The sequence below is a fragment of the Rhodoferax sp. TS-BS-61-7 genome (assembly GCF_002943465.1).
Classification (GTDB): Bacteria; Pseudomonadota; Gammaproteobacteria; order Burkholderiales; family Burkholderiaceae_C; genus Allorhodoferax.
On the sequence record NZ_PTQY01000006.1, the window covers coordinates 155035 to 181561 of the forward strand.

Genomic DNA, 26527 nt, shown 5'->3' on the forward strand with positions numbered 1-26527 from the left:
ACCATGCACCTGCTCCAACCCGACCTTCACACCCGTCGTGCCTTTCTCAAGCGCAGCGGGCAACTGGCCCTTGCTGGCACCGCCTTGCCTACCGCGCTGAACTTGGCCGCGCTAGGCGAAGCCGCCGCGGCCACTGCCACCGACTACAAGGCGTTGGTCTGTGTCTTCCTCTACGGTGGCAACGACTATGCGAACACCGTGGTCACATTCGATCCCGCCAGTTACGCGCAGTACGCCGCCGTGCGTGGCGGTGCGGGCGATGCCGGTGGCGGCATTGCGCTGGCACACGCCGACTTGCAGCGCACCTTGCTGCAACCCGGCACGCCACTGGCTGACGGGCGGCAGTACGCACTGCACCCGGCCATGACCGGGCTGGCCGATCTGTTCAACGCAGGCCAAGCCGCGGTGCAGCTCAATGTCGGGCCGCTGGTGGTGCCGCTCACGCGTGCGCAGTTCAACAGCCCGGACCGCAAGACCTACCCACTGCCGCCCAAGCTGTTTTCGCACAACGACCAGCAGTCCATCTGGCAGTCGTCCTCACCCGAGGGCTCCACCGTGGGCTGGGGCGGGCACCTGGGCGACCTGGCTTTGCGCAGCAATGCCAAGTCTTTGTTCACCTGCATGTCGGTCACCGGCAATGCGGTGTTTCTGTCGGGTGATTCGGCGCTGCAGTACCAAGTCAGCACCGGTGGCGCGGTGCGCGTGCGGGCCGCCACGGATAACGCGGTGTACGGCTCCAAAGCGGTAAAGGAATTGATGTCGCAAATGATCTCGGAGTCCAGCGCCCATCCGTTGGAAAACGAATACGTGCGTGTGATGCAACGCTCGCGTGAGGCCGAGGTGCATGTGGCCGCCGCGTTGGCCAGTAGCCAAAGTGGTGGAGCCAAGCCACTTGCCACCGAGTTCCCGTCCAGCAACCCGCTAGCCGACCAGTTGAAGATGGTGGCGCGCCTGATCCAGGGCCGGGATGTGCTGGGCGCCAAACGCCAGGTGTTCATGGTGTCGCTGGGTGGCTTTGACCTGCATGACAACCTCATCGCGCAGCAGCCCGTGTTGATGGGTCGCGTAAGCGAGGCTATGGCGGCCTTTTACCGCGCCACGGTCGAGCTGGGCGTGGCGCAGAACGTGACCGCTTTTACGGCGTCCGACTTCGGCCGCACGCTGACGTCCAACGGCGATGGTTCCGACCACGGCTGGGGCGGCCACCACTTGGTGGTGGGGGGCGCCGTCAAGGGCCGCGCCTTCTACGGCGCGCCGCCCCCTGTCAGCGTGGGCAACACCGGCGCACCACAAGACCAATGGCATGTGGGTCAAGGCCGTCTGCTGCCCAGTACCTCGGTGGATCAGTACGCCGCCACACTGGCACGATGGTTTGGCGTCGGGCCACAAGAGATGAACACCATCCTGCCAAACCTGCGGCAGTTTGGAGCGGCCGCTGGGCGAGCCGACTATCCTGTGGATTTGGGATTTATGGGAATGTCTGCATGAGAGTGATGGTGTTGGGTGGGTACGGAAACTTTGGCGCTCGTATCTGTCGTGCCCTGGCTGCAGATCCCTCCATCACTTTGCTGGTTGCTGGACGGGATGAGAGGCGTGCTTCCGCCTTTGCTGGAGAGCTCAACCACGCGCATGGCGCGGGTGCCAGCGCTGCGGTGGTGGATTGCCAGAGCCCGGATTTTTCACAGGCGCTGCGCGAGCACCGGGTGGAACTGCTGATCCACACCGCAGGTCCGTTTCAGGGGCAAGACTATGCGGTGGCCCGGGCGTGTGCAGAGGCTGGTGCGCACTACATCGACCTGGCGGATGGTCGGCGTTTTGTCTGTGACTTTGCTTCGGCCATGCTGGGCCCGTTTGTGGCGGCCAACCGGGTGGCCATCACCGGCGCCAGCACGGTGCCCGCGCTGTCGTCGGCCGTGGTGGAGTTTCTGACCCGCGGTTGGCAGCGGGTGGACAGCATCGACATCTGCATTGCGCCGGCCCAAACGGCGCCGCGCGGCGTGGCCACGTTGGAGGCCGTGCTGAGCTACTGCGGTGTGCCCATCCCGGTGTGGCGCGGCGGGCGCTGGCAGGACCGGGCCGGCTGGGCCGATCTGCAGCGCGTGCAGTTTGCGCGCCTGCGGCCACGCCTGGGTGCGGTGTGCGACATCCCGGATCTGGAGTTGTTCCCCGCACACTACCGGGTGCAGGACCGCGTGGAGTTCCGCGCAGCGCTGGAAGTTGGCCTGTCCCAATGCGCGTTTGCGGTGCTGGCCTGGCTGCGGCAACGGGGTGTGCTCAAGAACCCTGCGTCCCTCGCGCGCCTGTTGAACGCAGGTGCCAAGGTCTTCGACCCCCTGGGCTCGGCCCTGGGCGGGATGGTGGTGCGCGTGGTGGGTGTGAATGCGGATGGCGTATTGGTGAAGCGTGCCTGGCACATCGCCGCCGATAACGACCACGGCCCCGAAATCCCCTGCATGGCCGCCATCCTGCTGGCCCGCCGCCTAGCAGCTGGTGAGCGCATGGAATCCGGTGCACGCGCTTGTGTGGGGCTGCACAAGTTGGAAGACTTCACCCCCGAGTTCGCCAAGTGGGGCATGGTCACGGATGTCGTGGAGGAGGGCTAAGCCATGGGATATGCTGAACTGCGGTGGCTGCGCTACAGCCTGGTTTTTGTCTGGCTGGCCACGGCGATCGTCAGTGTGCTGGAGCTGCGTGGGCAAAGCCGCATGCTGCTGGTGGCCAGTGGTGTGACCGACATGCGCATGGCCGATGCCCTGGTGTGGGCGGGTGCTGCGGTAGATGCGGTGCTGGGCCTGCTCTTGCTGGTGTGGCCGATACGGCGCGTCTACGGCCTGGCCTTGCTGGCGATGCTGGGCATGACGGTGGTGGCGACCTTCATGCAGCCTGCCCTGTGGCTGCACCCGTTGGGCCCGCTGACGAAGAACGTGCCCATCGCGGTGCTGTTGTGGATCCTGATGCGGAGGTCGCCGTGAGTCTGTATGTGTTTTTGAAGTGGGTGCACATCTTGTCCAGCGTGGTGCTGGTGGGCACCGGGTTTGGCATGGCGTTTTTCTTCTTCTACGCCAACCGAAGTGGCGTGGTTGCGGCGCAGGCCGTGGTGTCACGCCTGGTGGTGCGGGCCGACACCTGGTTCACCTCGCCCGCCGTGGTGATCCAGCCCATCACGGGCGTGTGGATGGCCTACCTGGCCGGTTACCCCTGGCACACGCCATGGTTGCTGGTGACGGTGGCGCTCTACCTGTTCACTGGCGCCTGCTGGACACCCGTGGTGGCGCTGCAGTTGCGCATGGCCGACATGGCGAAAGCGGCACATGAAAAGAACGAATCCTTGCCGGAGCTTTACTGGCAGTACGCGCGCCGCTGGGAAGCGCTGGGCTACCCCGCCTTCATCGCCATGCTGGCGGTGTTCTACCTGATGGTGGCCAAGCCGGCCCTGTGGGCATAGGCCTGCGCAGGCGGCCCACAGACGCAAAAGCCTACAATCCAAGCTTCCACCGGGGGTGTCCGTCACAGGACTGAGAAATACCCCATGTACCTGATCTGGGTTATGCCAGCGTAGGAAGTGTGAGAAGCCTGTCCCGTCTTGCGGGTGCCGGTTTTTGATGCGACCTTCTGCTGGCGCATTGAAAGCGAGCACACCATGCAACACGGGATTTTTTCGTTTCTGAAGACCACGCTGGGCGCTGCCCTGCTGACCGCGGGCCTGACGGCTGTCCACGCTGCCGACCTGCGCGTGCTGACGCACAGCTCCTTCACCGTGCCCAAGCCCCTGCTGGCGCAGTTTGAAAAAGACAATGGCGTGAAGCTGCGCATCACCAAGGCCGGTGACGCCGGCGAGATGCTGAACAAGCTCATCCTCACCAAGGCCAACCCGATTGCCGATGTGGTCTACGGCATCGACAACGCGCTGGCGCCCAAGGCCCTGGCCGCCGATGTGTTGGACAGCTACGCCGGTGCCGCCTCCAGCCGCAAGCCCACTGCCGAACTGCCCGCACCGCTTGTGCCCGTGGACTACGGCTACGTGACCTTGAACTACGACAAGGCCTGGTTTGCCAAGAACGGCGTGGCCGTGCCGAAGGCGCTGGACGACCTGGCCCAGCCTGCCTACGCCAAATTGCTCGTTGTGCAAAACCCCGCGACCAGCAGCCCCGGCTATGCCTTCCTCCTGGCCACCATTGGCGCCATGGGCGAGGACAAGGCCTTTGACTTCTGGGCCAAGCTGCGCGCCAACGGCCTGAAGGTGGCCAAAGGCTGGAGCGAGGCCTACTACACCGAGTTCAGCCAGAACGGCGGCAAACACCCCATCGTGGTGAGCTACGCCACCAGCCCGGCAGCAGAGTTGTTTTACAGCAAGACCAAGCTGGCTGAGCCACCCACCGCATCGCTGAGCCTGCCCGGCGCCGTGTTCCGTCAGGTGGAGGGCGTGGCGCTGGTCAAGGGCGGCAAGGAGCGCGTTGCGGCCGAGAAGTTTGTGGAATTCCTGCGCTCGCCCGCCGTGCAACAGGGCATGCAGACCGAGATGTGGATGTACCCCGCCGAAGCCGGTGTGGCCAAGTCCGACGCTTTCAAGTTCGCCCCCGAGCCCGCCGCCTTTAACGCCCCTAGCGATGCCGACATTGCCAGCAAGGGCGCCGGTTGGGTGGCGCGCTGGACCAAGGTGGTGCTGAAGTAATCCGCGGAAACCTGAGCCTGCGGAGTTGACCGTGCGCCACCGCAACCCGGCGCAGCCCTGGGCGGGCTGGGTGCTGCCCGTGCTGCCATTGGTGTTTTTGCTGGTGGTGTTGGTGGCGCCTGCACTGCGTCTGCTGGTGGAGGGCTGGCACGGCGATGCCGGTGTGGCCACCTTGTTCGCACCCTGGTTGGACCCGTATCTGCGCTGGCGCATGGCTTGGTCGTTCTGCCAGGCCACCATCACCTGCGTCGCCTCCCTCGTCCTCGGCCTGCCCATGGCCTGGGTGCTGGCGCGCTTTGATTTTCCCGGCCGCACGCTGATCCTGCGCGGGCTGATGCTGCCCTTTGTGGTGCCCACGCTGGTGGCCGCCATGGGGGTGTTGGCGCTGTTGGGGCCGCAGGGCCTGCTGGTGCGCCTGGGTGGGCCGGACCTGCAGGACACGCCCTGGCTGCTGCTCTACGGCAATCTGTTTTTCAACCTCTGCGTGGTGGTGCGCGCGGGCACGGACGCGCTGGGGCAGGTGAGTGCCTCGCGCGTGGCTGCGGCGCGCACGCTGGGCGCCACGCCCTGGCGTGCGTTCTGGCGCGTGGAGTGGCCGGCCATCGCGCCCTGGCTGGCTTCGGCGCTGTGCCTGGTGTTTCTGTATTGCTTTGCCGGCTTTGGCCTGGCGCTGGTGCTGGGCGGGCAAGATTACGCCACGGCCGAGGTGGAGATCTACACGCTGGTGGCGCACGAGCTGCAGCTGCAGCAGGCTGGCGTGCTGGCGGTGTGGATGTTGCTGCTGACCGCGCTGGTGGCGTTGGCCTATGCGGCCATCGAGCGCCGGCTGGCTGCGCCCGGCCGTGCGGACCGTGTACCACGTGTGCAACCCCGCGGCGCTGCGCAATGGGCTGCCGTGCTGGTCATGGTCGCAGTTTATATGCTGATTTGTGCGCTACCCCTCGTCGCCATTGCGCAAGGTGCTATACATTCAGGAGCGGAGGCCTGGGCCGTGCTGCTGGAGGATGACACGCTGGCCGCGCTCTACAACACCGCACGCTTCACCGCTTTGTCCCTGTTGCTGGCCACGGCGCTGGGCCTGGCGCATGCGCTGGCGGCGCGGCGCGTGTTGTGGCTGCGGGCGCTGGTGTTTTTGCCCTTCATGGTGTCACCCGTCATGGTGGCATTTGGCCTGTTGCTGCTGTACCCGGCGTGGACCGGCAGCTTCAGCCTGCTGGTGGCGGCCTATGCCTTGCTGGCCTACCCGTTTGTGGCCAAGTCCATTGCCTCCGCGCTGGACAGCCTGCCTGAGCATTACCTGGACGCCGCCCGCAGCCTGGGCGCCAGCCCGTGGCGGGCGTTTGTGCGCATCACGCTGCCGCTGTTGGCGCCCGCGCTGCGCCGTGGCATGGCGTTTGCCGCGGCCACCGCCGTGGGCGAGTTTGCGGTGACGCTGTTTTTGTCGCGCCCTGAATGGGCCACACTCACCACCCTGATCTACCAGCACCTGGGTCGCCCCGGTGCGGCCAACCGCAGCGCCGCGCTGGTGCTGGCCTGTGTGCTGATGGGGCTGGCGCTGCTGGCCTTTGTACTGATTGAATGGAAGCGCCCCGAGGACCCGGACCATGCTTGAGCTGCACGCGATCTGCAAATACTGGCAGCCCTATGCCCCCAAGCACGCCGCACCGCGCGTGCTGCTGCAGGACTTGGCGCTGCAGGTGCGCCCCGGCGAGACGGCGGCGCTCCTGGGCCCCTCGGGCAGCGGCAAGAGCACCCTGCTCAAGATCGTGGCCGGGCTGGAGCCGCCCGAGAGCGGGCGTGTACTGTTTGCGGGTCAAGACATCACCGACACCCCACCCGAGCGGCGTGGCTTTGCACTGATGTTCCAGGACTTCGCGCTGTTCCCGCACCTCAACGTGTTGGACAACGTGGCCTTTGGCCTGGTGGAGCAAGGCCAGCGCAAGGCAGAAGCGCGCGCGCAGGCCGTGGCCATGCTGGAGCGTTTTGGCCTGCAGGCCTTTGCCAAGTCCAAGGTGTGGCAACTATCCGGTGGTGAGCAGCAGCGCGTGGCGCTGGCGCGTGCGCTGATCACCCAGCCGCGTGTGTTGCTGCTGGATGAACCCTTCTCGGCGTTGGACGCCGAGCTGCGGCTGCAACTGCGCCAGGAGTTTGTGCAGCGTATTGCCGAATTCCAGATGGCGACGATTTTAGTGACGCATGACGAGACCGAGGCCCGCGCCATGGGCACACGCGGTTACCGGCTGGTGGGCGGGGCGCTGGCACCCCAGTGGTGAGCCGGTGCCCTGCGTCTATTTGCTGTCGCGCGGGCGAATGCTTTCCTTGAGCACATTGGCCGGATAGTAGGTCTGAAAACTCTTCCACAGCGTACTCGCCACGGTGGGGCGGTTCAGCAGGGCCAGCAGCGTGGCGCTGTCTTCTTTGCTGAGAGAGTTTTTGGAGATGTAAAGGCCGTTGTCTCCCCAGGGCAATTCCGCAATCGGGTCGAAGCGCAGCTTGTCCACCATGTCGCTAACCCGCGCATCGTCCTGGATAGCCCCCACCAGAATCACCGGCGCCATGATGGTGACATCCCCTGGGTTGGCCTTGAGCACCCGGGCTACGGCCAGCGGGTCAGATTCCAGCACCAGGCGGTTTTGCCGCTGCAGTGCCTCCGTCAGTTCCTGGTAGGCCACGCCGTAATCGAATCCACGCACCAGCACCACACGCACGTCCTTGCGCTCAATCAGGTCGTAGGCGCTCTTGAAGGGTGCTCGCTTCCCATCCAACGAAATCAGGGTGGCGCGGCTGCGGGTGAGCGGCACAAATATGCCGTGCTCGTCGCGTCGTTGGGTCTTGGTGGCCGGCACCAGCAGGTCCGCCTTGCCGGTTTCAAACAGCAGTTCCTGGCGTGCACGCGGCACCGGCGTCAGCACAAATTCACAACCATCTTTGCCACCCAGTGAACGCAGCAGTTCGGGGTAAATGCCGCTGATCTCGCCATCGCTGATGATCACACTTTGCCCCGTGGACGACATGGGGACTTGCATCGGGCGGGAGCAGTTCGCCATGGCTACCCCACCCGTGGCAAGGGCAATGCAAGTAGTCAACGTAGGCAAGAGAGTGGGCAGGCGCACGAGGAGCTTCCGGTTTGTTACAAATCAGTCTAGCGCAAGCCCCCTGTGCTGTCAGCGGTAAAAGCCAGAACCAGGGCCTGGCGCAGGGCCATGGCCTAGGGCCTATGACGGAGTGAGCCCAACGGACTATTGAGCCGGTCAGGTCGAGCCGTTAACCTTGTAACACTTTGATACAAGGTGAGGAAAAAACGTATGTCTTTCAAATTCTGGATGGTTGGCGCACTCAGCGCCACCTTGGCACTGGCCGCACAGGCCAGCACCCCCAATACCAACACCACCATTTACGGTGACAACTTCGGCACTGGCAGCAGCTACAGCACCACCTTTTTGAATGGTGTGACGGCTAATTTTGTTGCCAAGGTTGGTGGCAACGACGCCAACTTCAGCTTCAAGCCCGGTCAGGGCGGTTTCCAGGGCGTGGGCGTGTCGCCCAAGCGCGGTTCCGAGCGCACCCCGGGCGAAATCGACATTGGCGAGTCCATCACCGGCAGTTTCTCGGCCGGTATCAAGATCACCAGCTTCACGCTGGGCCTGTTGTTTGATGGCGGCGAATACCACGATGTGAACGAAGTCGCCAAGGTCAAGGCCTTCTACGAAGGTAGGTGGCACTCCTTCACGCTCAAGGCTACCGGTACCACCTTGGCGCTGTGGTCTGGCGTTGGCGCGACCATCACCAACCTGAGCGCAGCCGCTGATGGCCTGGGCGGTGTCTGGAATGTGGCAAACCCCTTTGGCGACAAGCTGGTCAGCAAGCTGGTTTTCACGGCGATTGAGGGCGACGCAGCCCGTGGTTGCCGCAACTGCACCAACCAGTCCGACTACACGCTGATCAGTGTGAGCGCCGTGCCCGAACCCGAAACCTATGCCTTGTTGCTGGCTGGTCTGGGCGCGGTGGGCATGGCAGCGCGCCGCCGCAAGCAGCAGCGCTGAGCGTTTGCGTTCCCCAACAAAAAACCGGCCTTGTGCCGGTTTTTTGTTGGGCGTCTGTCGGTGCATCAGGCCGGTGCAATGCCATCGACCCGCAGGTGCAGCACACGGTCGGCCTGCGCGGTAGCGGCCAACGAATGGGTGACCAGTACCAGCGCCGTGCCGTGCTGGCGGGTTTGCGCCACCAGGGCGTTCATCACCTTGGCGGCGGTGGTGGGGTCCAGGTTGCCCGTGGGTTCATCTGCCAGCAGCAGGGCCGGCTGGTGGACCAGTGCCCGCGCAATGGCTACACGCTGCAACTGCCCACCGCTGAGCTGCTGCGGCAGGCGCGCGCCCAGGCCGCCCAGGCCCACGGCCTCCAGCAGCGCCTCGACCCGTGCCGGGTCGGGCCGGTTCAACAGCAAGAGCGGCAGTGCTACGTTTTGCGCTACATCCAAATGCGGCAGCACATGGAAGGCCTGGAACACAAAACCCACGGCCCCGCGGCGCAGCAGGGCACGCGCGTCGTCGTTCAATGCAGCAAGGTTGTGCCCGGTCAGCTGGACACTGCCGCTGTCCCAGTGGTCCAGCCCGGCCATGCAGTTCAGCAGCGTGGACTTGCCCACGCCCGATTCGCCCACGATGGCGACAAACTCGCCGGGCGCCACGTCCAGCGACACGTTGGCAAACACGGGCGTGCTGCCGTAATGTTTGCTGAGGGCCTGGACGCGCAGGGTCATGGGGTGGGACGCTGGGCCAAGATGGTGTCGACCAGCGTCAGTACTTGCGCCAGTGCATCGGGCGCATCGGCCGCCACCACCTGGCGCTGCGGCATGGAGCGCAGCCAGGTGATCTGCCGCTTGGCGAGCTGGCGGGTGGCGAAGATCCCCTTGTCGCGCAGCTCGGCCATCGGCCACACACCATCGAGTGCCTCCCAGGCCTGGCGGTAGCCCACGCAGCGCACGCTGGGCAGGTCCAGGTGCAGGTCGCCGCGCGCGCGCAGGGTGTGCACCTCGTCCAGAAAACCCTGGGCCAGCATGGTGTCAAAGCGCTGGGCAATGCGGCCGTGGAGCCAGGCGCGGTCGGTGGGTTCCAAGGAAATTAGTGCTCTAGCCCCCGTGGAATCTGCGCGAGCAGCTTCTGTTTTGATAGCAGAGCCAGCCGCGTGGAAGTGCGACAGCGGCAAACCCGAGATGCGGTACACCTCCAGCGCACGCTGGATGCGCTGGCTGTCGGCCGGGGCCAGGCGGGCCGCGGTGATCGGGTCCACCAGCGCCAGCTCGGCGTGCATGGCGGGCCAGCCTTTCTCGGTCGCTTCGGCGTCCAGCGCGGCGCGCACCTCGGGGTTGGCGGCGGGCATGTCGTCCAGCCCGTCGAACAGGGCCTTGAAGTACAGCATGGTGCCGCCCACCAGCAGTGGCAGCTTGCCACGTGCGGCAATGTCCACGATTAGCGTTTGCGCGTCGCGCACAAATTCGGCGGCGCTGTAGGCATTCAGCGGGTCGTGGATGTCGATGAGGTGGTGCGGCACGGCTGCGAGCTCGGCGGCGCTGGGTTTGGCTGTGCCAATGTCCATGCTGCGGAACACGAGGGCCGAGTCCACGCTGATGATTTCGCACGGGTGGCGCTCTGCAATCGCCAGCGCGGCGGCCGTCTTGCCACTGGCCGTGGGGCCGGCCAGGCAGATGTGGAAGGGCAGCGTGCTCATGCAGTGCGCCCTTGCACGGGCAAGTGGTCCAGCGCCACCTTGCGCAGCAGCAGTACCAGGCCCACCGCGGCCACCGTCAGCCCTACCACCAGCGCAATCCAAAAGCCTTGTGCGCCCATGGCCTGGACCGGGTGCCAGGGCAGCCACTGCGGCGCCAGACCTAGCACACAGCCCAGCGGCAGCGAGAACACCCAGAAGGCAGTGAGGTGGATCACCATGGGGCTGCGGGTGACCTTGTAGCCGCGGATGGCGCAGCTGATCACCACCTGGGCCGAGTCCGACAGCTGAAACGCCGCGGCCAGCAACAGCAGGTTGGCGGCCAGGGCGGCTACGGCTGCGTCATTGGTATAGGCCCAGGCAATTTGGTGGGTAAACAGCGCCATGGCGATGGCGGACACCACACCAAACCCCAAGCCCGCATTCACCCCCACCCAGGCCCGAAAACGCGCCGCCACCGGGTCGCCTGCGCCCAGCGACTGGCCCACCCGGGTGAGCAAGGCAATGCCCAAACTCAGCGGCACCATAAAGACCAGCGAGGTGAAGTTCAGCGCAATCTGGTGTGCTGCCACCTCGCGGCTGCCAAACCCGGCAATCAGCAGGGCAATGAGGCCAAAGGCGCTGGTCTCGGCAAAGTAGGTCACGCCAATCGGAAAACCCAGTTTCCACAGTGCGCGCAGTTTGGCGGGGTGCGGCCATTCCCATTGGCCAAAGGGCCAGGTGCTGCGGTAGGTGGGCGCAAAGCGCATCCACAGCAGCAGGCCCAGAAAGTTGAGCCAGACGCACAGCAGCGTAGCCCAGGCGCAGCCCAGCCCGCCCAGGCGTGGGAAGGGGCCCACGCCAAACACCAGCAGCCAGTTCACCAGCACGTTGAGCCCCAGCGCGGCCAGCGACATGACCATGATGGGTTTGGTCTGGTTCAGGCTGGCGCTGTAGCCGTAGAGCACGCGGTAGCAGGTGAAGGCCGGCAGGCCAAAGCTGATGATGAAGACAAAACCGCTGGCCACCTCGCGCACATGGGGTTCGATGTCCATGTGGTCAAACACCCGCGCGGCCACGTTAACCAGCACCATGGCACACAGCCCTACGCCCAACGCCTTCCACAGGCCCTGGCGCACGAGGTGCGGCACCTTGTCAAATTCTTGTGCGCCCACATGGTGGGCCACCAAGGGTGCCACTGACATCATCAGCCCCATGAGCGTGATGATGGTGATGTTCCAGATGGAGACGCCCAGCGAGATGCCGGCCAGGTCGTGTGCCGACGCGTGGCCGGCCATGGCCACATCGGCCACCGACATGCCTACATTTGCCAGCTGCCCGATCAGGATGGGCCAGGCCAGTTGCCACAGGGCTGCCAGTTCGGTGCCTGCGCGCCGCATGCGGGTAGGGGAAAACGGAAAGGGAATGGCAGACATGGGCCTGCCATTCTAGGGGCGCGGTGTGCCCCTCGGTTTGTCGCGTTTACTTGCCGTCGCGCGCGGCCACCGCGGTGTCAGGGAAGTCGCTGAACAGGCCGTCCACACCCAGCGCGAAGAAGCGTTTGTATTCAGCCTTGGCGTCGCCCTTGTAGTCGGACAACAGGCCGGGGGCTTCGCTGCGGAAGGTGTAGGGGTGCACAAACAGGCCGGCAGCGTGGGCGTTCTTCACCACGTCGGTGGGGGGCAGGGCCACGCGGTCGTTGTCGGTGATTTTGCCGTCGCCGTTCAGGTCACGCGGTTTGCCGTCGGCACCCAGCACATGGGCGGCGCTGGCCAGATAGGGTTTCCAGGGGCCAATGCCGTCGGCGTAGGTTTTGACTTCGGCCAGGCCTTTGGGGGTCAGCAGGTCGGGGAAGGTGCGGCTGTCTTTGGCCACGGCAAAGTCATACGGTTTGTCGAAGGGGGCCACCAGGGTCACGTTGCCTTTGGAGTCCACATCGTCGGCGTCCACCAGTTGCACCAGGCGCACCTGGGTCAGCTTGCGCAGGGCTTTGAGGTTGGACACTTCGAAGGACTGGATGATGACCGGCGAAGTCTTTTGGGTGTAACCGTATTCGGCCAAGAGAGCCAGCAAACGTGGCTCGATGGGCAGACCCGCGTCGATATGGTAGGTGGGGTGTTTGGTTTCGGGGTACACGCCGATGGTGCGGCCGGTGCGGGCGGACTCAGACTTGGCAAGGTCCAAAATTTCGCGGAAGGTGGGGATCTGGAACTGGCCGTCAAAGGACTTGTCACGGGCGGCGTTGGCTTGTTTGGCGCGCAGGGTGCGCAGCTCGGCCAGGGTGAAGTCGGTGGCAAACCAGCCTGTTTCGTTCACGCCGTCCACTTTGCGCGTGGTTTTGCGGCTGGCGAACTCGGGGCGGGCCGACACATCGGTGGTGGCGGTGATGTTGGGTTCGTGGCGGGCGACCAGTTCGCCGTCTTTGGTGACGACCAGATCGGGCTCGATGAAGTCAGCGCCCAGCTCTACGGCCTTTTTGTAGGCAGCCAGGGTGTGCTCTGGCAGGTAACCGCTGGCGCCGCGGTGGCCAATGACCAGGGGTTTGGCGCCGTTCAGCGTGGGGTAGGCGGAGGTTTGCAGACCGGTGTTGGCGCAGGCCGCCAGCAGGGCCGCGGCAGACAAAGCCACTGCGGTGGCGGTGAAACGGAAACGTGTCATGGAATGTCCCTTGGAGTTGAAATGACCAGCGGCGGATGATGGTGTCGCCGTGTGACCAATCCATGACAGCGCGGTTTCAGGGTTTGGCGTCGATCAGGTCCAGCCAGCGCTGCAGGGGGTTGAAACCGGTAATGAGCGCGCTGGCCACCAACACCAGGGCACCACCGATCAGCACGCCGCTGCCCAGCTCTTCACCCAGAAACAGGTGGCCCCACAACACGCCAAACACAGGGATCATGAAAATGGGACTCATGGCAGCCACGGGTGTGACGTGGCGCAGGATGCGCAGGTGGGCCCAGTAGGCCAGGCCCGAGGTGACGATGCCCATGACCGCCGTGGCAACCAGGGCCCCCAGGGTGAACCCTGCATCTGGCAGGCTGTAGGCGGCGCCCGGCAGAAGCATGAGTAGTGACATGGCATGGATGCCGGCGGCAATTTGCAGCGGCTGCATGTGGCCCACGGCCCGTTTGGTGATGGGGGCCGAAAAGCCATAACAGGCCGATGCCAACACACAGGCCAGTACGGCTAGCACCACGCTCGGGGACAGTTGCACCGGCCCCAGGCTCACGATGAAAGCCACGCCTGCCAAGCCGCACAGGCAGCCCAGCACCTTGCGTGTGGTGATGGTGTCTTCGCCCATGCGGGCCGAGGCAAACATGCCGAAGATCACCGCCGTGGAGTTGAGCAACGCGCTGTAACCCGCCGGCAGCTGCAACCCGGCCCAGGCAAACAGCAAAAACGGCACGGCCACCGACAGGGCACCGATGACCGCCAGCGTGCGCCAGTGCTGCCAGGCCCAGGGCTGGCGCATGGCCCGCATCAAAATGGCCAGCGTGGCGGTGGCCAAGCCCACGCGCAGCAGCGCCAGCACATTGGGGCCGAACACCGGGCTGGCCATGCGGATGAACAGGAAGGATGCGCCCCACAGCGCCGACAGGGCGACGAGTTGCGCGAAGTATTTGGTTTTCATGGGCGTTGGTGGTGATGGGCAAGCATCCCGTCGTCGGTGCTCTGGTAGGGGCGCGGTTGGGGGCTGCTCATCTGGATCGGTATGGTTGTAAGCAGTGCATGCTGGCTAGCCAAGCATAACTTTTGGCCATCTACCAGAAGCTGAATTCACCCCGGAGCATCGCGGCGCGCTGCTCCGGGGTGAATTTCTCAATCGCGTAGCGCAGCGTGGTGCGGGGCAGGGCGGTGTAATGCGTTTGCAGAAACGCCAACAGCCGTGCCTCGTCCCGCTTGCCCAGCTCGCGCAGCATCCAGCCGCAGGCCTTGTGCATGAGGTCGTGCGGGTCGGTGAGCAGCTGTGCGTAGAGCTTGAGCGCGTCGTCCAAGTCGCCTGCGCGGATGAAGGCAAAGGTGCTGAGTACGGCCAGGCGCCGCTCCCACAGCACGGGGGACTGTGCCCACTGCCAGAGGATGCTGCGGTCGCGCTTGAGCAGATACGGCCCAGTAATGTAAGGGCCCACGCCATCCACCAAGTTCCAGTTGTTGATGCGACGGCGCTGCTGCAGCACGCACTCAAATACTGAGGTTTGCACGGGCTCCTTGCCCTTGGCAAAGCGGCGCGTGAGGATGTCCAGCGCGAACAGGCGCACCTCGTTGTAGGGCGATTGCAGCAGGGCGGCACAGTCGTCCAGCGTGAGGGTGTTGAACTGGCGTGCGGTCTCGCGGATCACCGGCACACGGATGCCCAAGAACAGGTCACCTTCGCCATACTGGCCTGGAGCGCTTTGAAAATAACGCGCCGCCGTCTGTGCTTTGCCAGCATCGGCCAGCGCAAACAAAGCGCCTTCGGCCGCGTGGGCCTCGGGGCTCAGGCCGGGCACAGGATGCATTAGCGACCGCGCAGAAACAGCGTGTCCAGCTCCTTGAGCGTGAGCTGGCGCCAGGTGGGGCGGCCGTGGTTGCACTGGTCGCTGCGCTCGGTGGCTTCCATGTCGCGCAGCAAGGCGTTCATTTCTTCGATAGTGAGTTTGCGGTTGGCGCGCACGGCGCCGTGGCAGGCCATGGTGCCGAGGATTTCGTTCTGCGCGCGCTGGATGACGGTGCTGGCGTCGTGCTGCGCCAGTTCGGCCAGCACGCTGCGCGCCAGCTCCACCGCGTCGCCTTGCGCCAGGGTGGTGGGCACGGCGCGCACGGCCAGGGTTTTGGGCGAGAAGGGGCTGATTTCCAGGCCCAGGGTGTTGAGTGTGGCCACATGGGCCTCGGCCGTGGCCACTTCGTCCGGTGTGGCGGCAAAGGTGGCGGGGATCAGCAGGGGCTGGCTGGCCAGTGGGTGGACTGATCCATCGGGTGCGGTGAGGCTGATCTGGGTCTTGAGCCGCTCGTAGACGATGCGTTCGTGGGCGGCGTGCATGTCCACGATGACCAGGCCCTGGTTGTTTTCGGCCAGGATGTAGACGCCTTGCAGCTGGGCGATGGCGCGACCTAGGGGCCAGACTTCCTCTTCGCTCGCGGGACGGCTGGGCGGCTGTGGGCTCTGCTCCGTGTCCCCCGCCCGCTGTGCGGGCTCCTCCTTTACCTGCGCAGAGCCCACAGCCGCCCAGCCGTCTGGGGTGTTGGTACTGCGCTGCCAGAGGGCGCCTACGTCGCTGACGCGGTGGCCTATCAAGCCTGTATCTGCTTCAAATTTGATAGCTGGTTGCGCACTGTACATGGGGGCTACAGGCATCTTTGGCACATAAGTGCTGGGCTGGGCCAGCAGCGAAGGCGCCTGGGCTTGACCATCCACTGTGCCTGCCGCCGCGGCTGCGCGCGGCGCGGCCAGGGTGTCTTCCACGGCGTGGCGCACGGCTTGGTGTACCTCGCGGCTGTCACGGAAGCGCACCTCGATCTTGGTGGGGTGCACGTTCACGTCTACCCGCGTGGGGTCCATGGCCACGTACAGCGCATAGACCGGCTGGCGGTGGCCGTGCAGCACGTCTTCGTAGGCGCTGCGGGCGGCGTGGGTGAGCACCTTGTCGCGCACAAAGCGGCCGTTCACGTAGCAGAACTGTTGGTCAGCGCGGGAGCGGGCGGCGTCGGGTACGCCGGCGCGGCCCCATACGCGCAGCGCGGGTTGGCCGTATTCATTCGCCTGCTTGCTGTGCCAGTCCACACGCACGCTTTGCGCCAGAAACTCGGGGCCCAGCACGTCGCTCAGGCGCTGGTCCAGTGCGGCCAGTGCTGCTTCGGGGGGGGCTTCGGCCAAAAACATGTCCAGGCAGCGGCGCCACTGCTCCACCAGCTTGCCCTCGTGCCAGATGGCAAAACCCACGTCGGGGCGGGCCAGCGCGTGGCGGCGTACGGCTTCGATGCAGTGGGCCAGCTCGGTGGCGTCGGTTTTGAGGAACTTGCGGCGCGCGGGGGTGCTGTAAAACAGCTCCTTCACCTCCACCGTGGTGCCCTGGCTGCGCGCCACGGGTTTAAGTTCACCGGTGCGCCCGTCTAGCAGATAGGCATCATTTAGGCCGCTAGCCCTCGACAAGATTGCGCAATCAGCTATGGAATTGATAGCAGCCAATGCCTCGCCGCGAAAGCCCATGGTGGCCACACTCTCCAAATCGTGCAGGCTGCCGATCTTGCTGGTGGCGTGGCGTTTGAAGGCGATGGGCAACTCGTCGCGCAAGATGCCCTGGCCGTCATCTTCCACACTGATGAGGCGCACGCCGCCGGCCAGCAACCGCAGCGTGACCTGGGTGGCGCCGGCGTCCAGCGCGTTGTCCACCAGCTCGCGCACCACGCTGGCCGGGCGCTCCACCACCTCACCGGCCGCAATTTGACTGATGAGTTCGTCGGGCAGTTCGCGGATGGGGCGGCGGGGGAGGGAGGGGGGGAGCGGTGCGTTCACCGGTCCATTTTAGGGGCGGCACCACAAGGCGTCGTCGCGGCTTTGGTGCCGTGTGTATTTGTAACTTCACGGGTTGTGGCAAGTTCTCATGGCATAGTAGAAGAGGCGCCTAGGGCGCCGCATGTTTATGTAGCGGGCCTGTCCCGGAGCTGATATCTAAAAAGTATAGAAAAGGTATGGCGGAAAAACTCGTTGGAACGTTGTTGGACCGATTGACCACCTGGGTATTCCCTGCCGTGTTGGTGGCGCTTGCGGGCCTCACCCTGCTGTGGCAGCTGGGACACTCTGACCCGGCAAAGGGGCGCACTTTATCTCTGCATGTCTGGGAAGAGGTGGAGCCCGTAGACACGGGCGTACTGCTGCCGTTAGTACAGCGGCTGGAGACCCTGCCCGCGCAGGTCTCCGCTGAAACGCGCTTGTCTGCGCACCCTTTTTGGTTTTCCCTGCGTGTTCCCGAAGGGCTTGTGGGCGATTCCTTGGAGATTGATTTCCCCTCGCGCCACGCGGCTGCGATGGCCTGCTGGAATTCGCAGACCGGGCAGTTACTGGGAGAAGCCCATCGTCAGGGGACGTCGGGCGCCATGCGGCGCAGCCGGGCTGGTTTTTCGCTACCGCTGTCCGCGGGGCTTGCCAACGTGGCCTTGGTGTGCCGGGCAGCCTACCGCGGCCCGGCCAAAATTGCCGCAGAGCTCTGGGAGTCCAGAGTCTTGGCGCAAGCCCAGGTGGCACATCAAAAAACCGGGGTGATGTTGGAGGCCGGCATCGGGGTACTGGCCATCTTTATGCTGCTCACTGCACTGGTGAACCGCAGCGCGCTCTACTGGACTTTCGTCGGCTGGCTGCTGCTGAACATGCGCATGGCAGGTTTGTCGGCAGGCACCGACCTGGAGTTGTTGGGCTACCCGATTGCATCGTCCTGGATGATTCTGATTCGGCAGTGGACGCTGTGCATGTACTACGCCATGACGATTGGCCTGTTCAGTGCGCTGTTCAAGAGCGAGCTCGAAGAGGTGAACGCCGGCTGGCCCCTGACTCTGCACCAGTTCAGCGCGGTGGCCATCATCTTGGCTTGCCCGTTCCTCTCCTACGAGCGCACCTTGCCCATTTTGTGGGTGGCCACCTTCTCGGTGGTGGCACTCATGATGTGGTACCTGACCAAAATCTTGCGTCATACGCACTCCCGTGTGGCGGGGTGGTACGCAGCGTCTATCGCTGTGACCCTGGTGGCGAGCATGAATGAGGTGGTGGCAGCGGCTACCGGCCACCGCATCCTGCTGGCAGGACTCAACAGTGTGACGGCGGCGATTGCATCTGCGCTGCTGGCTTCGGCTGCCGTGGCGGAGCACATGCGCTTCCATCGTCAGCAAAACCAGCGCGCGCAAAAGATGCTGGAGGCGGCTTATCAAGATTCGCCTGTGGGACTCTTCACCATCGGTAGCGGCCAGAATGTGATGAAGGCCAACCCCGCCTTTCATGCGATGGTGCGACGCCCCGCGTCTGATGACGCGTTGGTGTTGCACGAGCTGTTTGGGGACGACGTGGTGCAGCAGGTCGTGGCCTTGCACAGTGCGCGGCGCAGTACTTCGATCGACCTGCAAACCCAGATGCTGCTGCCACGTGCTGGCGGGCAAAGCTGGTTTGCCATCAAGGCGTCTACGGTGGATGGCAACATCATTGAGTGCTCGCTGCAGGACATCACCGAGCGTGTGCAAGCCACCCAGCGCCTTGAGTACCTGGCCAGCCACGACCCTCTGACGGGTTGCCTGAATTTGCGAGGTTTGGCTTTGGAGATGGATGAGCCAGACTACCAGCCGAGCGCGCTGGCGTACTTCGACTTGGACCGTTTTAAACTGATTAACGATCTCTACGGTCACACGGCGGGCGACAACGTGCTTAAGCAGGTGGCTGAGCGCATGGGCAGCGTGCTGCAACGCCACGACAGGCTGGCACGTGTGGGCGGCGATGAATTTGTGATTGTGTTCTCCCGTGCCAGCATGGAGGACAGCGAAATCAGCTGCAACAGCATCGCCATGCTGATTGGGTCCACCCCTTTTCAGATCGACAACCAGAGTTTTTCGCTGGACGTGTCGGGTGGTTTGGTGGGCATGGCGCAGTTTGGCAGGTCCCCGCTCAAAGACATTGTGTCGGCGGCAGATACCTTGTGTCGCATGGCCAAGAAGCGCAGTACGCAGCGTATGGTGGTTATGGAGTCGGGCGACCGCTTTTTCCAGCAACACCAGGATGAGTTGGACCTTATCAACTGCCTGGAACGCGGTGAGACACCCCAAGGCCTGTTCTTGGTGATGCAACCCGAGCTGTCCCTAAGCCGGCCTTTTGATTCGCTGAACTTTGAAATCCTGGTGCGCCTGCGCAAAGCCGATGGCACGGTGGTGCCTGCCGGAACCATCATCGAGGCGGCGGAAGCGCATGGCAAGACAGCCATCATTGATCGCTGGGTGGTGACTACCGCGATCGACTGGTTGGAGCGCAATGCGCAGAGCCTGCAGCACACACATTTTGTGGGTGTCAACCTGTCCGGGGGGTCACTCAACGATGAGTCCTTTACGGCAGAGTTGTTCGCGCTGTTTGAGCAGCACCCGTTGGCCTTGTCCAAGATTTGTATCGAGATCACCGAGACCGTAGCCATTACTGACATGCGCAACATGCAGCGCTTCATTGACCGCGTGCGCGCCATGGGCGCCAAGGTGGGGCTGGATGACTTTGGGGCTGGGTACTCTTCGTTTGGCTACCTCAAGGGACTCTCTGTGGATGCGCTCAAGCTGGATGGATCACTGGTGCGGGATGCGGCGCGCAGCCAATCCGGCATGGCGATCATTGTCGCTATTGGGGGACTGGTAAACAGCCTGGGCATGAAGTCCGTAGGTGAGTTTGCCGAAGACCTCGCCACCATCCGTGCGCTCGTGGACGCGGGCATCGATTACGCCCAGGGCTATGGCATCAGCAAGCCCGTGGACCCTTCCCGTATTTTGGCTGCCCGCAGTGGCGCCGACTTCATTGAAGACGCGGAGATTCTGGCCTTTGTCAAACTGCTGCAGACCAATGCAGATGCCACCTTGTCCCTGTTTTCAGACAGCCAGCACGGCATGCTGCATTAACGGTTCTGCGCAGCCTGTTCAATAGGCCAGGGCCGCCGACGGGGAGCGTTGCATGGCCGTTGGTATGTGCAGCGGCAGGCTGTCCTCTTGTGTGCTCTGGGGGGCATCCGGCTCGGGGCAATGCCACGTGTGGGCGATGGATTTGGCCCGGCTCAGGTCAATGTCCGGATGGCGGGTTTCAAAGAAAAAATCGTGCAGGCTGTGTTGTGCCGCGTGCCACAGCGGTTGTACCGCTTGGGGGGCCAGGTACATCACACGGTGCGGCACACCGCCCGTGAATGTCATGGGATAAAAAACTCCGGCATCCCCCACATCCGAGAAGTACAAGCTGTCATAAATGCGGTCCACAGGACGGCGCCCGGTCGCCATCATCCAGTCCACGTTTTGCGCCAGGCAGTAGTTGTGCAATGCCTTGAACAGTGCGCTGCGCACCAGGGAGGAATTGGGATTGCCCCTGACGCACAGACGCGTGGCCTCCACCATGCGGCTGCCGCGAAAACGGTGCGGCAGTTTGAGCGAGTGCTGTAACGGAATGGCCTGTACAAGATTGGCGTGGGTACGCAGGGTGCCAAGCACCGTGCCGTCCAGTTTGGAGGTGGCTACGAACACTTCGCAGCCGGATTCGAAGTCGGCGGCCTCGGCTTCGCGCAATTTGCAGCCCAGATCGGGAAGGTGTTTGCCATAGGACGCTGCACGCAGCTGGATCACCCCATCCATTTGTGCTGCCGAGGCAATTTCGACCCGGAATGGCAAATGTGCGGTTTGCACCACCGACCTTGGAATGCTAGCTGCTGGAACCATGACAACCCCCCTTCAGTTACGTTGATGAGGCGACCAGTCTAGGGTTAGTCCTAGGGATTAATGGTGGAATTAAGCGGTGATTTCCCCGCCTTTTCGGCGACGCGATGCCGTGTACTCAGGTAATGGATCCCCGCCACATTTGGGGCCAAGGCGCCATAGGGATAATTGGCGCCTATGGAACTCATTACCCAGCTTTTCGATTTCATCCTGCACGTGGACAAGTACCTGGAGGTCTTTGTGCAGAACTACGGGGCCTGGGTTTACGCCCTGCTGTTTTTGATCGTGTTTGTGGAAACCGGCGTGGTGGTCATGCCCTTTTTGCCGGGCGACTCGCTGTTGTTTGTGGTGGGGGCCATGTGCGGCGTGGGCCTGATGAGTTTTCCGGTGGCGGTGGGGGTGCTGCTGCTGGCGGCCATCCTGGGCGACCAGTGCAACTACTCCATAGGCCGCTACTTTGGCCCCAAGGTGTTCCAGTGGGAGCAGTCGCGCTTTTTCAACAAGGCGGCCTTCGACAAGGCCCACACCTTCTACGAAACCTATGGCGGTTTCACCATCATTGCGGCGCGTTTCATGCCTTTCCTGCGTACCTTTGTGCCTTTTGTCGGTGGTGTGGCACAAATGAGCCGCACCAAGTTCACGCTGTTCAACGTGGTGGGCGCCATGGTCTGGGTGCTGGGCATTTGCACTGCGGGGTACTTTTTGGGCAGTTTCCCCTGGGTCAAGGCCAACCTCGACAAAATCATCTGGGGGATGATTCTGATCCCAGGCCTGTTTGTGCTCTTTGGTGCCTGGAAGGCGCGCAGCGCCAGCGCGAAAACGTAAGACAAGGTTTCGCCGCCGGGCCGCCCCAAGGCGAAACGCGCCCCCTTGGGGGGTAGCGACCCGCGCAGCGGCGGAGCGTGGGGGCTAACTGGTCGTGCGGTTGCGCGCCAGCGGCGGGTTCTTGGCAAAGTAGGCCAGGATGCCGCGCATCAGCGCGTCGGCCAGCTCGTTCTGGTAGTCCTCGCTGTTGAGTTTGATCTCTTCCTTGGGGTTGCTGATGAAGGCGGCCTCCACCAGCACGCTGGGAATGTCGGGCGCCTTGAGCACAGCAAACGACGCCTGCTCCACCTTGGGTTTGTGCAGCTTGCCCACGCGCTTGATTTCGCCCAGCAGGTTGCTGCCGAGCTTGAGGCTGTCGTTGATCTGGGCGGTGGTGCTCATGTCCAGCAGGGCCCGCTGCACGGTGGCGTCCTTGGCCTTGACGTTGAGGCCACCAATCAGGTCGGCCTTGTTTTCCTTGGCCGCCATCCAGCGTGCGGCGCTGCTCGATGCACCGCCCTGGCTGAGTGCAAACACGCTGGCGCCCTGCGGGTCGGGGGTGAAGAAGGCGTCGGCATGCAGGCTCACAAACAGGTCGGCCTGTACGCGGCGTGCCTTCTGCACGCGTGTGCCCAGGGGCACAAAGAAGTCTGCATCACGCGTCAGGTAGGCGCGCATGGCGCTGCCGTTCACGGTGGCGTGGTTGATACGCTCACGCAGCAGGTGGGCGAGCTTGAGCACCACGTCTTTTTCTTTGGTGCCGCCGGGGCCAATGGCGCCCGGGTCTTCACCGCCGTGGCCCGGGTCCAGCGCAATGATGATCAGGCGTTCGGTCGTGGTGCCAGACCCAGGTGCAGTTGCAGTTTTGGTGCCATTTAGGCCTGTAGCGCCCGTTGTGTCTGCGCGAGCAGCTCCTGTTTTAGGAGCATTCTGGCCGGCCACGGTGACTGGGCTGGAGGCCGGGCGCTGCGTGTGCTGTGCAATCAGTGCGTCCAGCGGATCGGCGGCGGGCTTGCTGGTGGTGGTTGCCGGCTTGGGCGCCGCGTCTTTCAGGCGGTCTGCAATCAGGCCCTCCAGCGGGTCCACCTCGTCCACCGGGTACAGGTCAAACACCAGCCGGTGCTGGTAGGCCGCCACGGGGGCGAGCGAGAACACCTGGGGCCGAATGGGGTGCTTGAGGTCCACCACCAGGCGCACCACCGTGGGCGTGAACTGCCCCACGCGGATGCCGGCAATGTTGGGGTCATCGGCCTTGACCTTGGCCACCAGTTCCTTGAGCGCGGGGTTGAGCGTGATGCCCTCAATGTCCACCGCCAGGCGCGGCGGGCTGGGTACAAAGGTCTGCTTGGCGCTCAGCGCGGCGTCGGATTCGATGGTGACACGTGAGTACTCGGGGGCCGGCCACACACGCACCGTCATGATGGTGGCGCCGCGTGCCAGGTGGGCGGTGCCCAAGGTGAGCACCACGCTGCCGGCCTGCAACAGGGTGCGGCGTTTCATGGCGTGGCTCCTTGCAGCCCTTGCAACAAAGCCTGGCCAGCGGCGGTGTGGGCCAGCAGCGTGACGCTGCGGCTGCTGTCATCCAGCGTGCGGATGTGCAGGTCTACATCGGCCACGGGGAGCACGCCCGCGGCTTTCTCGGGCCATTCGGCGAGCTTGAGGCCGGCGCTGGCAAAGATGTCGCGAAAGCCCGCCTCTTCCCACTCGCGCGGGTCGTTGAAGCGGTAGAAGTCAAAGTGCCAGATGTTGAGGGCGTCCAGTTCGTAGGGCTCGACCACGGCGTAGGTGGGGCTCTTGATGCGGCCTGTCACGCCCAGCGCCTGCAGCAGGTGGCGCACCAGCGTGGTCTTGCCGGCGCCCAGGTCCCCATGCAGGGCCACAAAGGCGTTGGCCAGTGCGGGCTGCGTGGCCCAGTGTTGTGCAAAGGCTTGGGTGGCGGCCTCGTCCGGCCAGGCCAGGGTGGCGCTTTCTACAATGGGGTGGTGACGATCAACAGCGTGCAAGACAAGGCTCAATTCAGTGGCGACCAGCTGGTCGCCCAGGTGCGGGCCTGGGCCCGGGAACTTGGATTCTCCCAAATTGGCGTGGCCGGTGTCGATTTGTCGTCCGCCGAGGCTGGTTTATTGGCCTGGTTGTCGCACGGTTTCCACGGTGAGATGGGCTATATGGCCCAGCATGGCCTCAAACGGGCCCGCCCGGCCGAGCTGGTGCCGGGCACGGTGAGCGTGATTACGGCGCGCATGGACTACCTGCCGCAGGCCACCGAAGCCGGCTGGCAGGATGCGGAACTGGCGCGCCTGCAGCGCCCCGGCGAGGGCATTGTGTCGCTGTACGCGCGGGGGCGGGACTACCACAAGGTGTTGCGCAACCGCCTGCAAAAATTGGCCGACCGGCTGTCCGAGCACATGGGCCCGCTGGGCTACCGCGTGTTCACGGACAGTGCGCCAGTGCTGGAGGCCGAGCTGGCTTCGCGCAGTGGCCAGGGCTGGCGCGGCAAACACACGCTGCTGCTGAACCGAGAGGCCGGCTCCATGTTTTTTCTGGGTGAGATTTATGTGGACGTGGCGCTGCCCGCCAGCGCGCCGGTAGATCCACACTGCGGCAGCTGCAGCGCCTGCATCAGCGCCTGCCCCACGCAGGCCATCATCGCGCCGCACCGGCTGGACGCGCGGCGTTGCATCTCCTACCTGACCATCGAACACGCGGGCCCCATTCCGCTGGAGATGCGGCCACTGATCGGCAACCGCATCTACGGCTGCGACGACTGCCAGCTGGTCTGCCCCTGGAACAAGTTCGCCCAGCGCAGCAGCCTGCCCGATTTTGACGCTCGCGAGGGCCTGGCTGGTGAGCAGCTGGCGAAGCTGCTGGACTGGAGTGAAGACACCTTTTTGAAACACACTGAAGGCAGCCCGATCCGCCGCATCGGCCACGCGCGCTGGCTGCGCAATGTGGCCGTGGCGCTGGGCAATGCGCTGCATGGTACGGGTCTGAGCACGGCTCAGCGCGCCACCATGGTCCAGTCCTTGCAACGCCGCACCCACCACCCGGACCCGCTGGTGCAAGAGCATGTGCAGTGGGCCCTGCAGACTTCCTCCGCTTTTCCCGTTTCTTCCGACGCAACACCATGACCTCTTACGACCTGCTCGTCATCGACCCGCAAAACGACTTCCTCGACATCGCGGGCGCAGCCCTGCCGGTGCCCGGCGCTAATGCCGACATGGACCGGCTGGCCGCGTGGTTGACCACACACGCGGGCCAAGTGCAAAGCCTCACCGTCACGCTGGACTCCCACGCCAGCGTGGGCGTGGAGCGCACCAGCTTCTGGCAACAGGCGGATGGCAGTGCCGTTGCGCCGTTCACGCTGATTCGCGCGGCCGATGTGCAGGCCGGTACCTTCCGCCCGCGCCATACCTACAAGATGGCCGAGGTGTTGGCCTACCTGCAAGCGCTGGAAGCCACAGGCCAGCGCCAGCTCATCGTCTGGCCGGTGCACTGCGTGTTGGGCACCTGGGGTCACAACATCCACAGCGGGCTGAGCGACGCCATTGCGCACTGGGAGCAAAGCACGGGGCGCAGCTGCCACAAGGTGCTCAAGGGCCAGAACCCCATGACCGAGCAGTACAGCGCCTTCAAGGCCGAGGTGCCGCGGGCCGATGACGAAAGAACCCTGCTCAACAAGCCCCTGATGCGCACCCTGTCTGCGCAAGGCGCTACGCTTTTAATAGCGGGCGAGGCGCTGAGCCACTGTGTGGCAGCCTCGGTGAGTGACCTGATGGCAGAGCTGCCGGCGGCGCGGTTGCAGGCTACCGTGCTGCTGACCGACTGCATGAGCCCTGTCACCGGTTTTGAAACCATGGGCCAGGACTTTCTGGCGCAGGCGCGTGCAGCGGGCCTGCGCACCGCCACGTTGGGTTCACTTATCTAACTACGGGCGGAAGCCCGGCAAACACATCCATGGGCTGCCACTCCAGCGGCAGCCGGATGTCCACCTGGTCTTGCGCAGCGCGCTGCTGCAAGAACTGCATGGACGCCTCAAAGTCGTCCAGCGGCTTGGGCATGGGCTGCATGGGCAGGGTGGATGGAATCCAGAAATCGTCCCAGTGGATGGGAATGACACGCCGCGCACCCACCGTTGCCACGGTCTCTTGCCAGTAGGCGGCTTTGTGCTCGGTGCTGCGCGGGCCCATGGCGCCAATGCCCAGCAAGACCACATCGGCCTTCACCCCCCGCAGCGCACCGGGCACAAAACCAGCGGTGCCAGTGATCAGCAGGCTGCGCCCGTCGTGGGTGATGTGGGCCACATAACTCTGGCCTTCCTTGTACTCGGTGGCGCGTACGGGCGGCTTCAGCGGTGCGGTGATTTCGCCGCCGGTAAACCCCGTGGGCGTGTGCAGCGCCGGGTACAGCGTGACCGTGAAGCGGCCGAAGGTGTAGGGCTTGCGCAGCTCGGCCGTGCGGATTTGCGCCTCGGGCAGGCCCCAGCCGCGGCCCACCATGGCGGTGGAGCTGGAGCCCAGCAGCAGCGCGCCGGTGCGCTTGGCCACCTCGGGGGCGTCCATGGCGTGGTCGTAATGGGAGTGCAGGGGAATCACCGCGGCCAGCTTGCCGGTGCGTGCCGGAATGCCGGCGCGCTGCAGGCCGGCGGCAATGCCGGCCACATCGGGTTCTACCTGGCGCACAAAGGTGGTGAGTTTGTCGGGGCGGGAGAAAAATCCATCGGTCAGCAGCGCGGTTTCACCATCGTCCAGCAGCACCGTGGCTACGCCCAAAAAACTCACGCGCAGTGGCGTCTCTGCGGGCGTGGGGGCCTGCCAGCGCAGGGCAGTCAGACCTTCCAGGCCCGGCGGATGGCTGAGTAGCCAGGCCAGTGCGGCGGCGCCCACCGCCAATACCAACACAACGACAACTGCCAAGCGCTTGAACAATTTCATGCGCGCAGTGTAG

Annotated in this window: 24 protein-coding genes and 1 riboswitch; of the genes, 12 read left to right on the forward strand and 12 right to left on the reverse strand. The window is 64.3% G+C overall.

Translation table 11 applies throughout. From position 1 onward, the window contains the following. Positions 1–3: 3 nt before the first annotated feature. The 7 genes from C5F53_RS16180 to C5F53_RS16210 all read left to right on the forward strand — a co-directional run bounded on the left by C5F53_RS16180 (position 4) and on the right by C5F53_RS16210 (position 6945). Positions 4–1488, forward strand: a complete 1485-nt coding sequence (locus tag C5F53_RS16180; RefSeq protein WP_105262428.1) for a DUF1501 domain-containing protein — start codon at positions 4–6, stop codon at positions 1486–1488. Between the two features lie 5 nt (positions 1489–1493). Then, positions 1494–2603, forward strand: coding sequence for a saccharopine dehydrogenase family protein (locus C5F53_RS16185; RefSeq protein WP_236635414.1), 1110 nt, complete (start codon positions 1494–1496; stop codon positions 2601–2603). 3 nt (positions 2604–2606) lie between these two features. Next, positions 2607–2972, forward strand: coding sequence for a DoxX-like family protein (locus C5F53_RS16190; RefSeq protein ID WP_105262430.1), 366 nt, complete (start codon positions 2607–2609; stop codon positions 2970–2972). Continuing rightward, complete coding sequence (locus tag C5F53_RS16195) at positions 2969–3445, forward strand: DUF2269 domain-containing protein (RefSeq protein WP_105262431.1); 477 nt, start codon at positions 2969–2971, stop codon at positions 3443–3445. Before C5F53_RS16190 ends, C5F53_RS16195 begins: the two co-directional genes overlap by 4 nt. Before the next feature lie 41 nt (positions 3446–3486). Then, positions 3487–3580: riboswitch (TPP riboswitch) on the forward strand. A gap of 60 nt (positions 3581–3640) precedes the next feature. Next, positions 3641–4672 (forward strand): thiamine ABC transporter substrate binding subunit, encoded by a 1032-nt coding sequence (locus C5F53_RS16200; protein WP_105262514.1) that lies wholly within the window; start codon positions 3641–3643, stop codon positions 4670–4672. A 31-nt stretch (positions 4673–4703) separates the two neighbouring features. Next, positions 4704–6284, forward strand: a complete 1581-nt coding sequence (locus C5F53_RS16205; RefSeq protein ID WP_201740874.1) for an iron ABC transporter permease — start codon at positions 4704–4706, stop codon at positions 6282–6284. Continuing rightward, entirely contained in the window at positions 6277–6945 is a 669-nt protein-coding gene (locus C5F53_RS16210) for an ABC transporter ATP-binding protein (protein ID WP_105262432.1), read from the forward strand. The genes C5F53_RS16205 and C5F53_RS16210 overlap by 8 nt, the downstream gene beginning before the upstream one ends. A gap of 15 nt (positions 6946–6960) precedes the next feature. Here C5F53_RS16210 and C5F53_RS16215 read toward each other — a convergent pair whose 3' ends face one another. Continuing rightward, positions 6961–7698 carry an ABC transporter substrate-binding protein gene (locus C5F53_RS16215; protein ID WP_236635404.1) on the reverse strand — a complete coding sequence of 246 codons (738 nt, stop codon included), beginning with the start codon at positions 7696–7698 and terminating at the stop codon, positions 6961–6963. A 279-nt stretch (positions 7699–7977) separates the two neighbouring features. Here C5F53_RS16215 and C5F53_RS20610 point away from each other — a divergent pair, with 279 nt between their 5' ends. Further along, positions 7978–8715: a PEP-CTERM sorting domain-containing protein gene (locus C5F53_RS20610; protein WP_236635405.1), complete on the forward strand. Its 738-nt coding sequence runs from the start codon at positions 7978–7980 to the stop codon at positions 8713–8715. A 65-nt stretch (positions 8716–8780) separates the two neighbouring features. Here C5F53_RS20610 and C5F53_RS16225 read toward each other — a convergent pair whose 3' ends face one another. The 7 genes from C5F53_RS16225 to mutL all read right to left on the reverse strand — a co-directional run bounded on the left by C5F53_RS16225 (position 8781) and on the right by mutL (position 16865). Then, complete coding sequence (locus C5F53_RS16225; protein WP_105262434.1) at positions 8781–9431, reverse strand: ABC transporter ATP-binding protein; 651 nt, start codon at positions 9429–9431, stop codon at positions 8781–8783. Continuing rightward, the gene (gene miaA / locus C5F53_RS16230; protein WP_105262435.1) at positions 9428–10399 is read right to left on the reverse strand and encodes a tRNA (adenosine(37)-N6)-dimethylallyltransferase MiaA; all 972 of its coding nucleotides are present in this window, start codon (positions 10397–10399) and stop codon (positions 9428–9430) included. Before miaA ends, C5F53_RS16225 begins: the two co-directional genes overlap by 4 nt. Further along, entirely contained in the window at positions 10396–11811 is a 1416-nt protein-coding gene (locus tag C5F53_RS16235) for an MATE family efflux transporter (RefSeq protein WP_236635406.1), read from the reverse strand. Before C5F53_RS16235 ends, miaA begins: the two co-directional genes overlap by 4 nt. Before the next feature lie 46 nt (positions 11812–11857). Continuing rightward, entirely contained in the window at positions 11858–13033 is a 1176-nt protein-coding gene (locus tag C5F53_RS16240; protein ID WP_105262437.1) for a glycerophosphodiester phosphodiesterase, read from the reverse strand. A 76-nt stretch (positions 13034–13109) separates the two neighbouring features. Continuing rightward, positions 13110–14003, reverse strand: a complete 894-nt coding sequence (locus tag C5F53_RS16245) for a DMT family transporter (RefSeq protein WP_105262438.1) — start codon at positions 14001–14003, stop codon at positions 13110–13112. A 130-nt stretch (positions 14004–14133) separates the two neighbouring features. Continuing rightward, a complete protein-coding gene (locus C5F53_RS16250; protein ID WP_105262439.1) occupies positions 14134–14871 on the reverse strand; it encodes a DNA alkylation repair protein in 738 nt (245 codons plus the stop codon). After that, on the reverse strand, positions 14871–16865 hold the full coding sequence (gene mutL / locus C5F53_RS16255) for a DNA mismatch repair endonuclease MutL (RefSeq protein WP_105262440.1): 1995 nt from the start codon (positions 16863–16865) through the stop codon (positions 14871–14873). The genes C5F53_RS16250 and mutL overlap by 1 nt, the downstream gene beginning before the upstream one ends. A gap of 176 nt (positions 16866–17041) precedes the next feature. Here mutL and C5F53_RS16260 point away from each other — a divergent pair, with 176 nt between their 5' ends. Beyond that, positions 17042–19981 carry a bifunctional diguanylate cyclase/phosphodiesterase gene (locus C5F53_RS16260; protein ID WP_105262441.1) on the forward strand — a complete coding sequence of 980 codons (2940 nt, stop codon included), beginning with the start codon at positions 17042–17044 and terminating at the stop codon, positions 19979–19981. 18 nt (positions 19982–19999) lie between these two features. Here the strand turns inward: C5F53_RS16260 and C5F53_RS16265 are convergent, their stop codons facing one another. Continuing rightward, the gene (locus C5F53_RS16265; protein ID WP_146097382.1) at positions 20000–20782 is read right to left on the reverse strand and encodes a hypothetical protein; all 783 of its coding nucleotides are present in this window, start codon (positions 20780–20782) and stop codon (positions 20000–20002) included. 174 nt (positions 20783–20956) lie between these two features. On the opposite strand from C5F53_RS16265, the gene C5F53_RS16270 reads away from it, so the two are divergent. Beyond that, positions 20957–21604 (forward strand): VTT domain-containing protein, encoded by a 648-nt coding sequence (locus tag C5F53_RS16270; RefSeq protein ID WP_105262443.1) that lies wholly within the window; start codon positions 20957–20959, stop codon positions 21602–21604. 84 nt (positions 21605–21688) lie between these two features. Here the strand turns inward: C5F53_RS16270 and C5F53_RS16275 are convergent, their stop codons facing one another. Continuing rightward, complete coding sequence (locus C5F53_RS16275; RefSeq protein ID WP_105262444.1) at positions 21689–23083, reverse strand: N-acetylmuramoyl-L-alanine amidase; 1395 nt, start codon at positions 23081–23083, stop codon at positions 21689–21691. Continuing rightward, positions 23080–23586: a tRNA (adenosine(37)-N6)-threonylcarbamoyltransferase complex ATPase subunit type 1 TsaE gene (gene tsaE / locus C5F53_RS16280; RefSeq protein ID WP_105262445.1), complete on the reverse strand. Its 507-nt coding sequence runs from the start codon at positions 23584–23586 to the stop codon at positions 23080–23082. Before tsaE ends, C5F53_RS16275 begins: the two co-directional genes overlap by 4 nt. Before the next feature lie 39 nt (positions 23587–23625). Between tsaE and queG the strand changes: the two genes are divergently transcribed. Together queG and C5F53_RS16290 are read left to right on the forward strand one after the other, a co-directional pair. Beyond that, positions 23626–24711, forward strand: coding sequence for a tRNA epoxyqueuosine(34) reductase QueG (gene queG / locus C5F53_RS16285; protein ID WP_105262517.1), 1086 nt, complete (start codon positions 23626–23628; stop codon positions 24709–24711). Continuing rightward, positions 24708–25508: a hypothetical protein gene (locus tag C5F53_RS16290; protein ID WP_105262446.1), complete on the forward strand. Its 801-nt coding sequence runs from the start codon at positions 24708–24710 to the stop codon at positions 25506–25508. Before queG ends, C5F53_RS16290 begins: the two co-directional genes overlap by 4 nt. Here C5F53_RS16290 and C5F53_RS16295 read toward each other — a convergent pair. Beyond that, the gene (locus C5F53_RS16295) at positions 25501–26514 is read right to left on the reverse strand and encodes an MBL fold metallo-hydrolase (protein ID WP_105262447.1); all 1014 of its coding nucleotides are present in this window, start codon (positions 26512–26514) and stop codon (positions 25501–25503) included. The two genes, C5F53_RS16290 and C5F53_RS16295, sit on opposite strands and share 8 nt — an antisense overlap. Positions 26515–26527 lie beyond the last annotated feature (13 nt).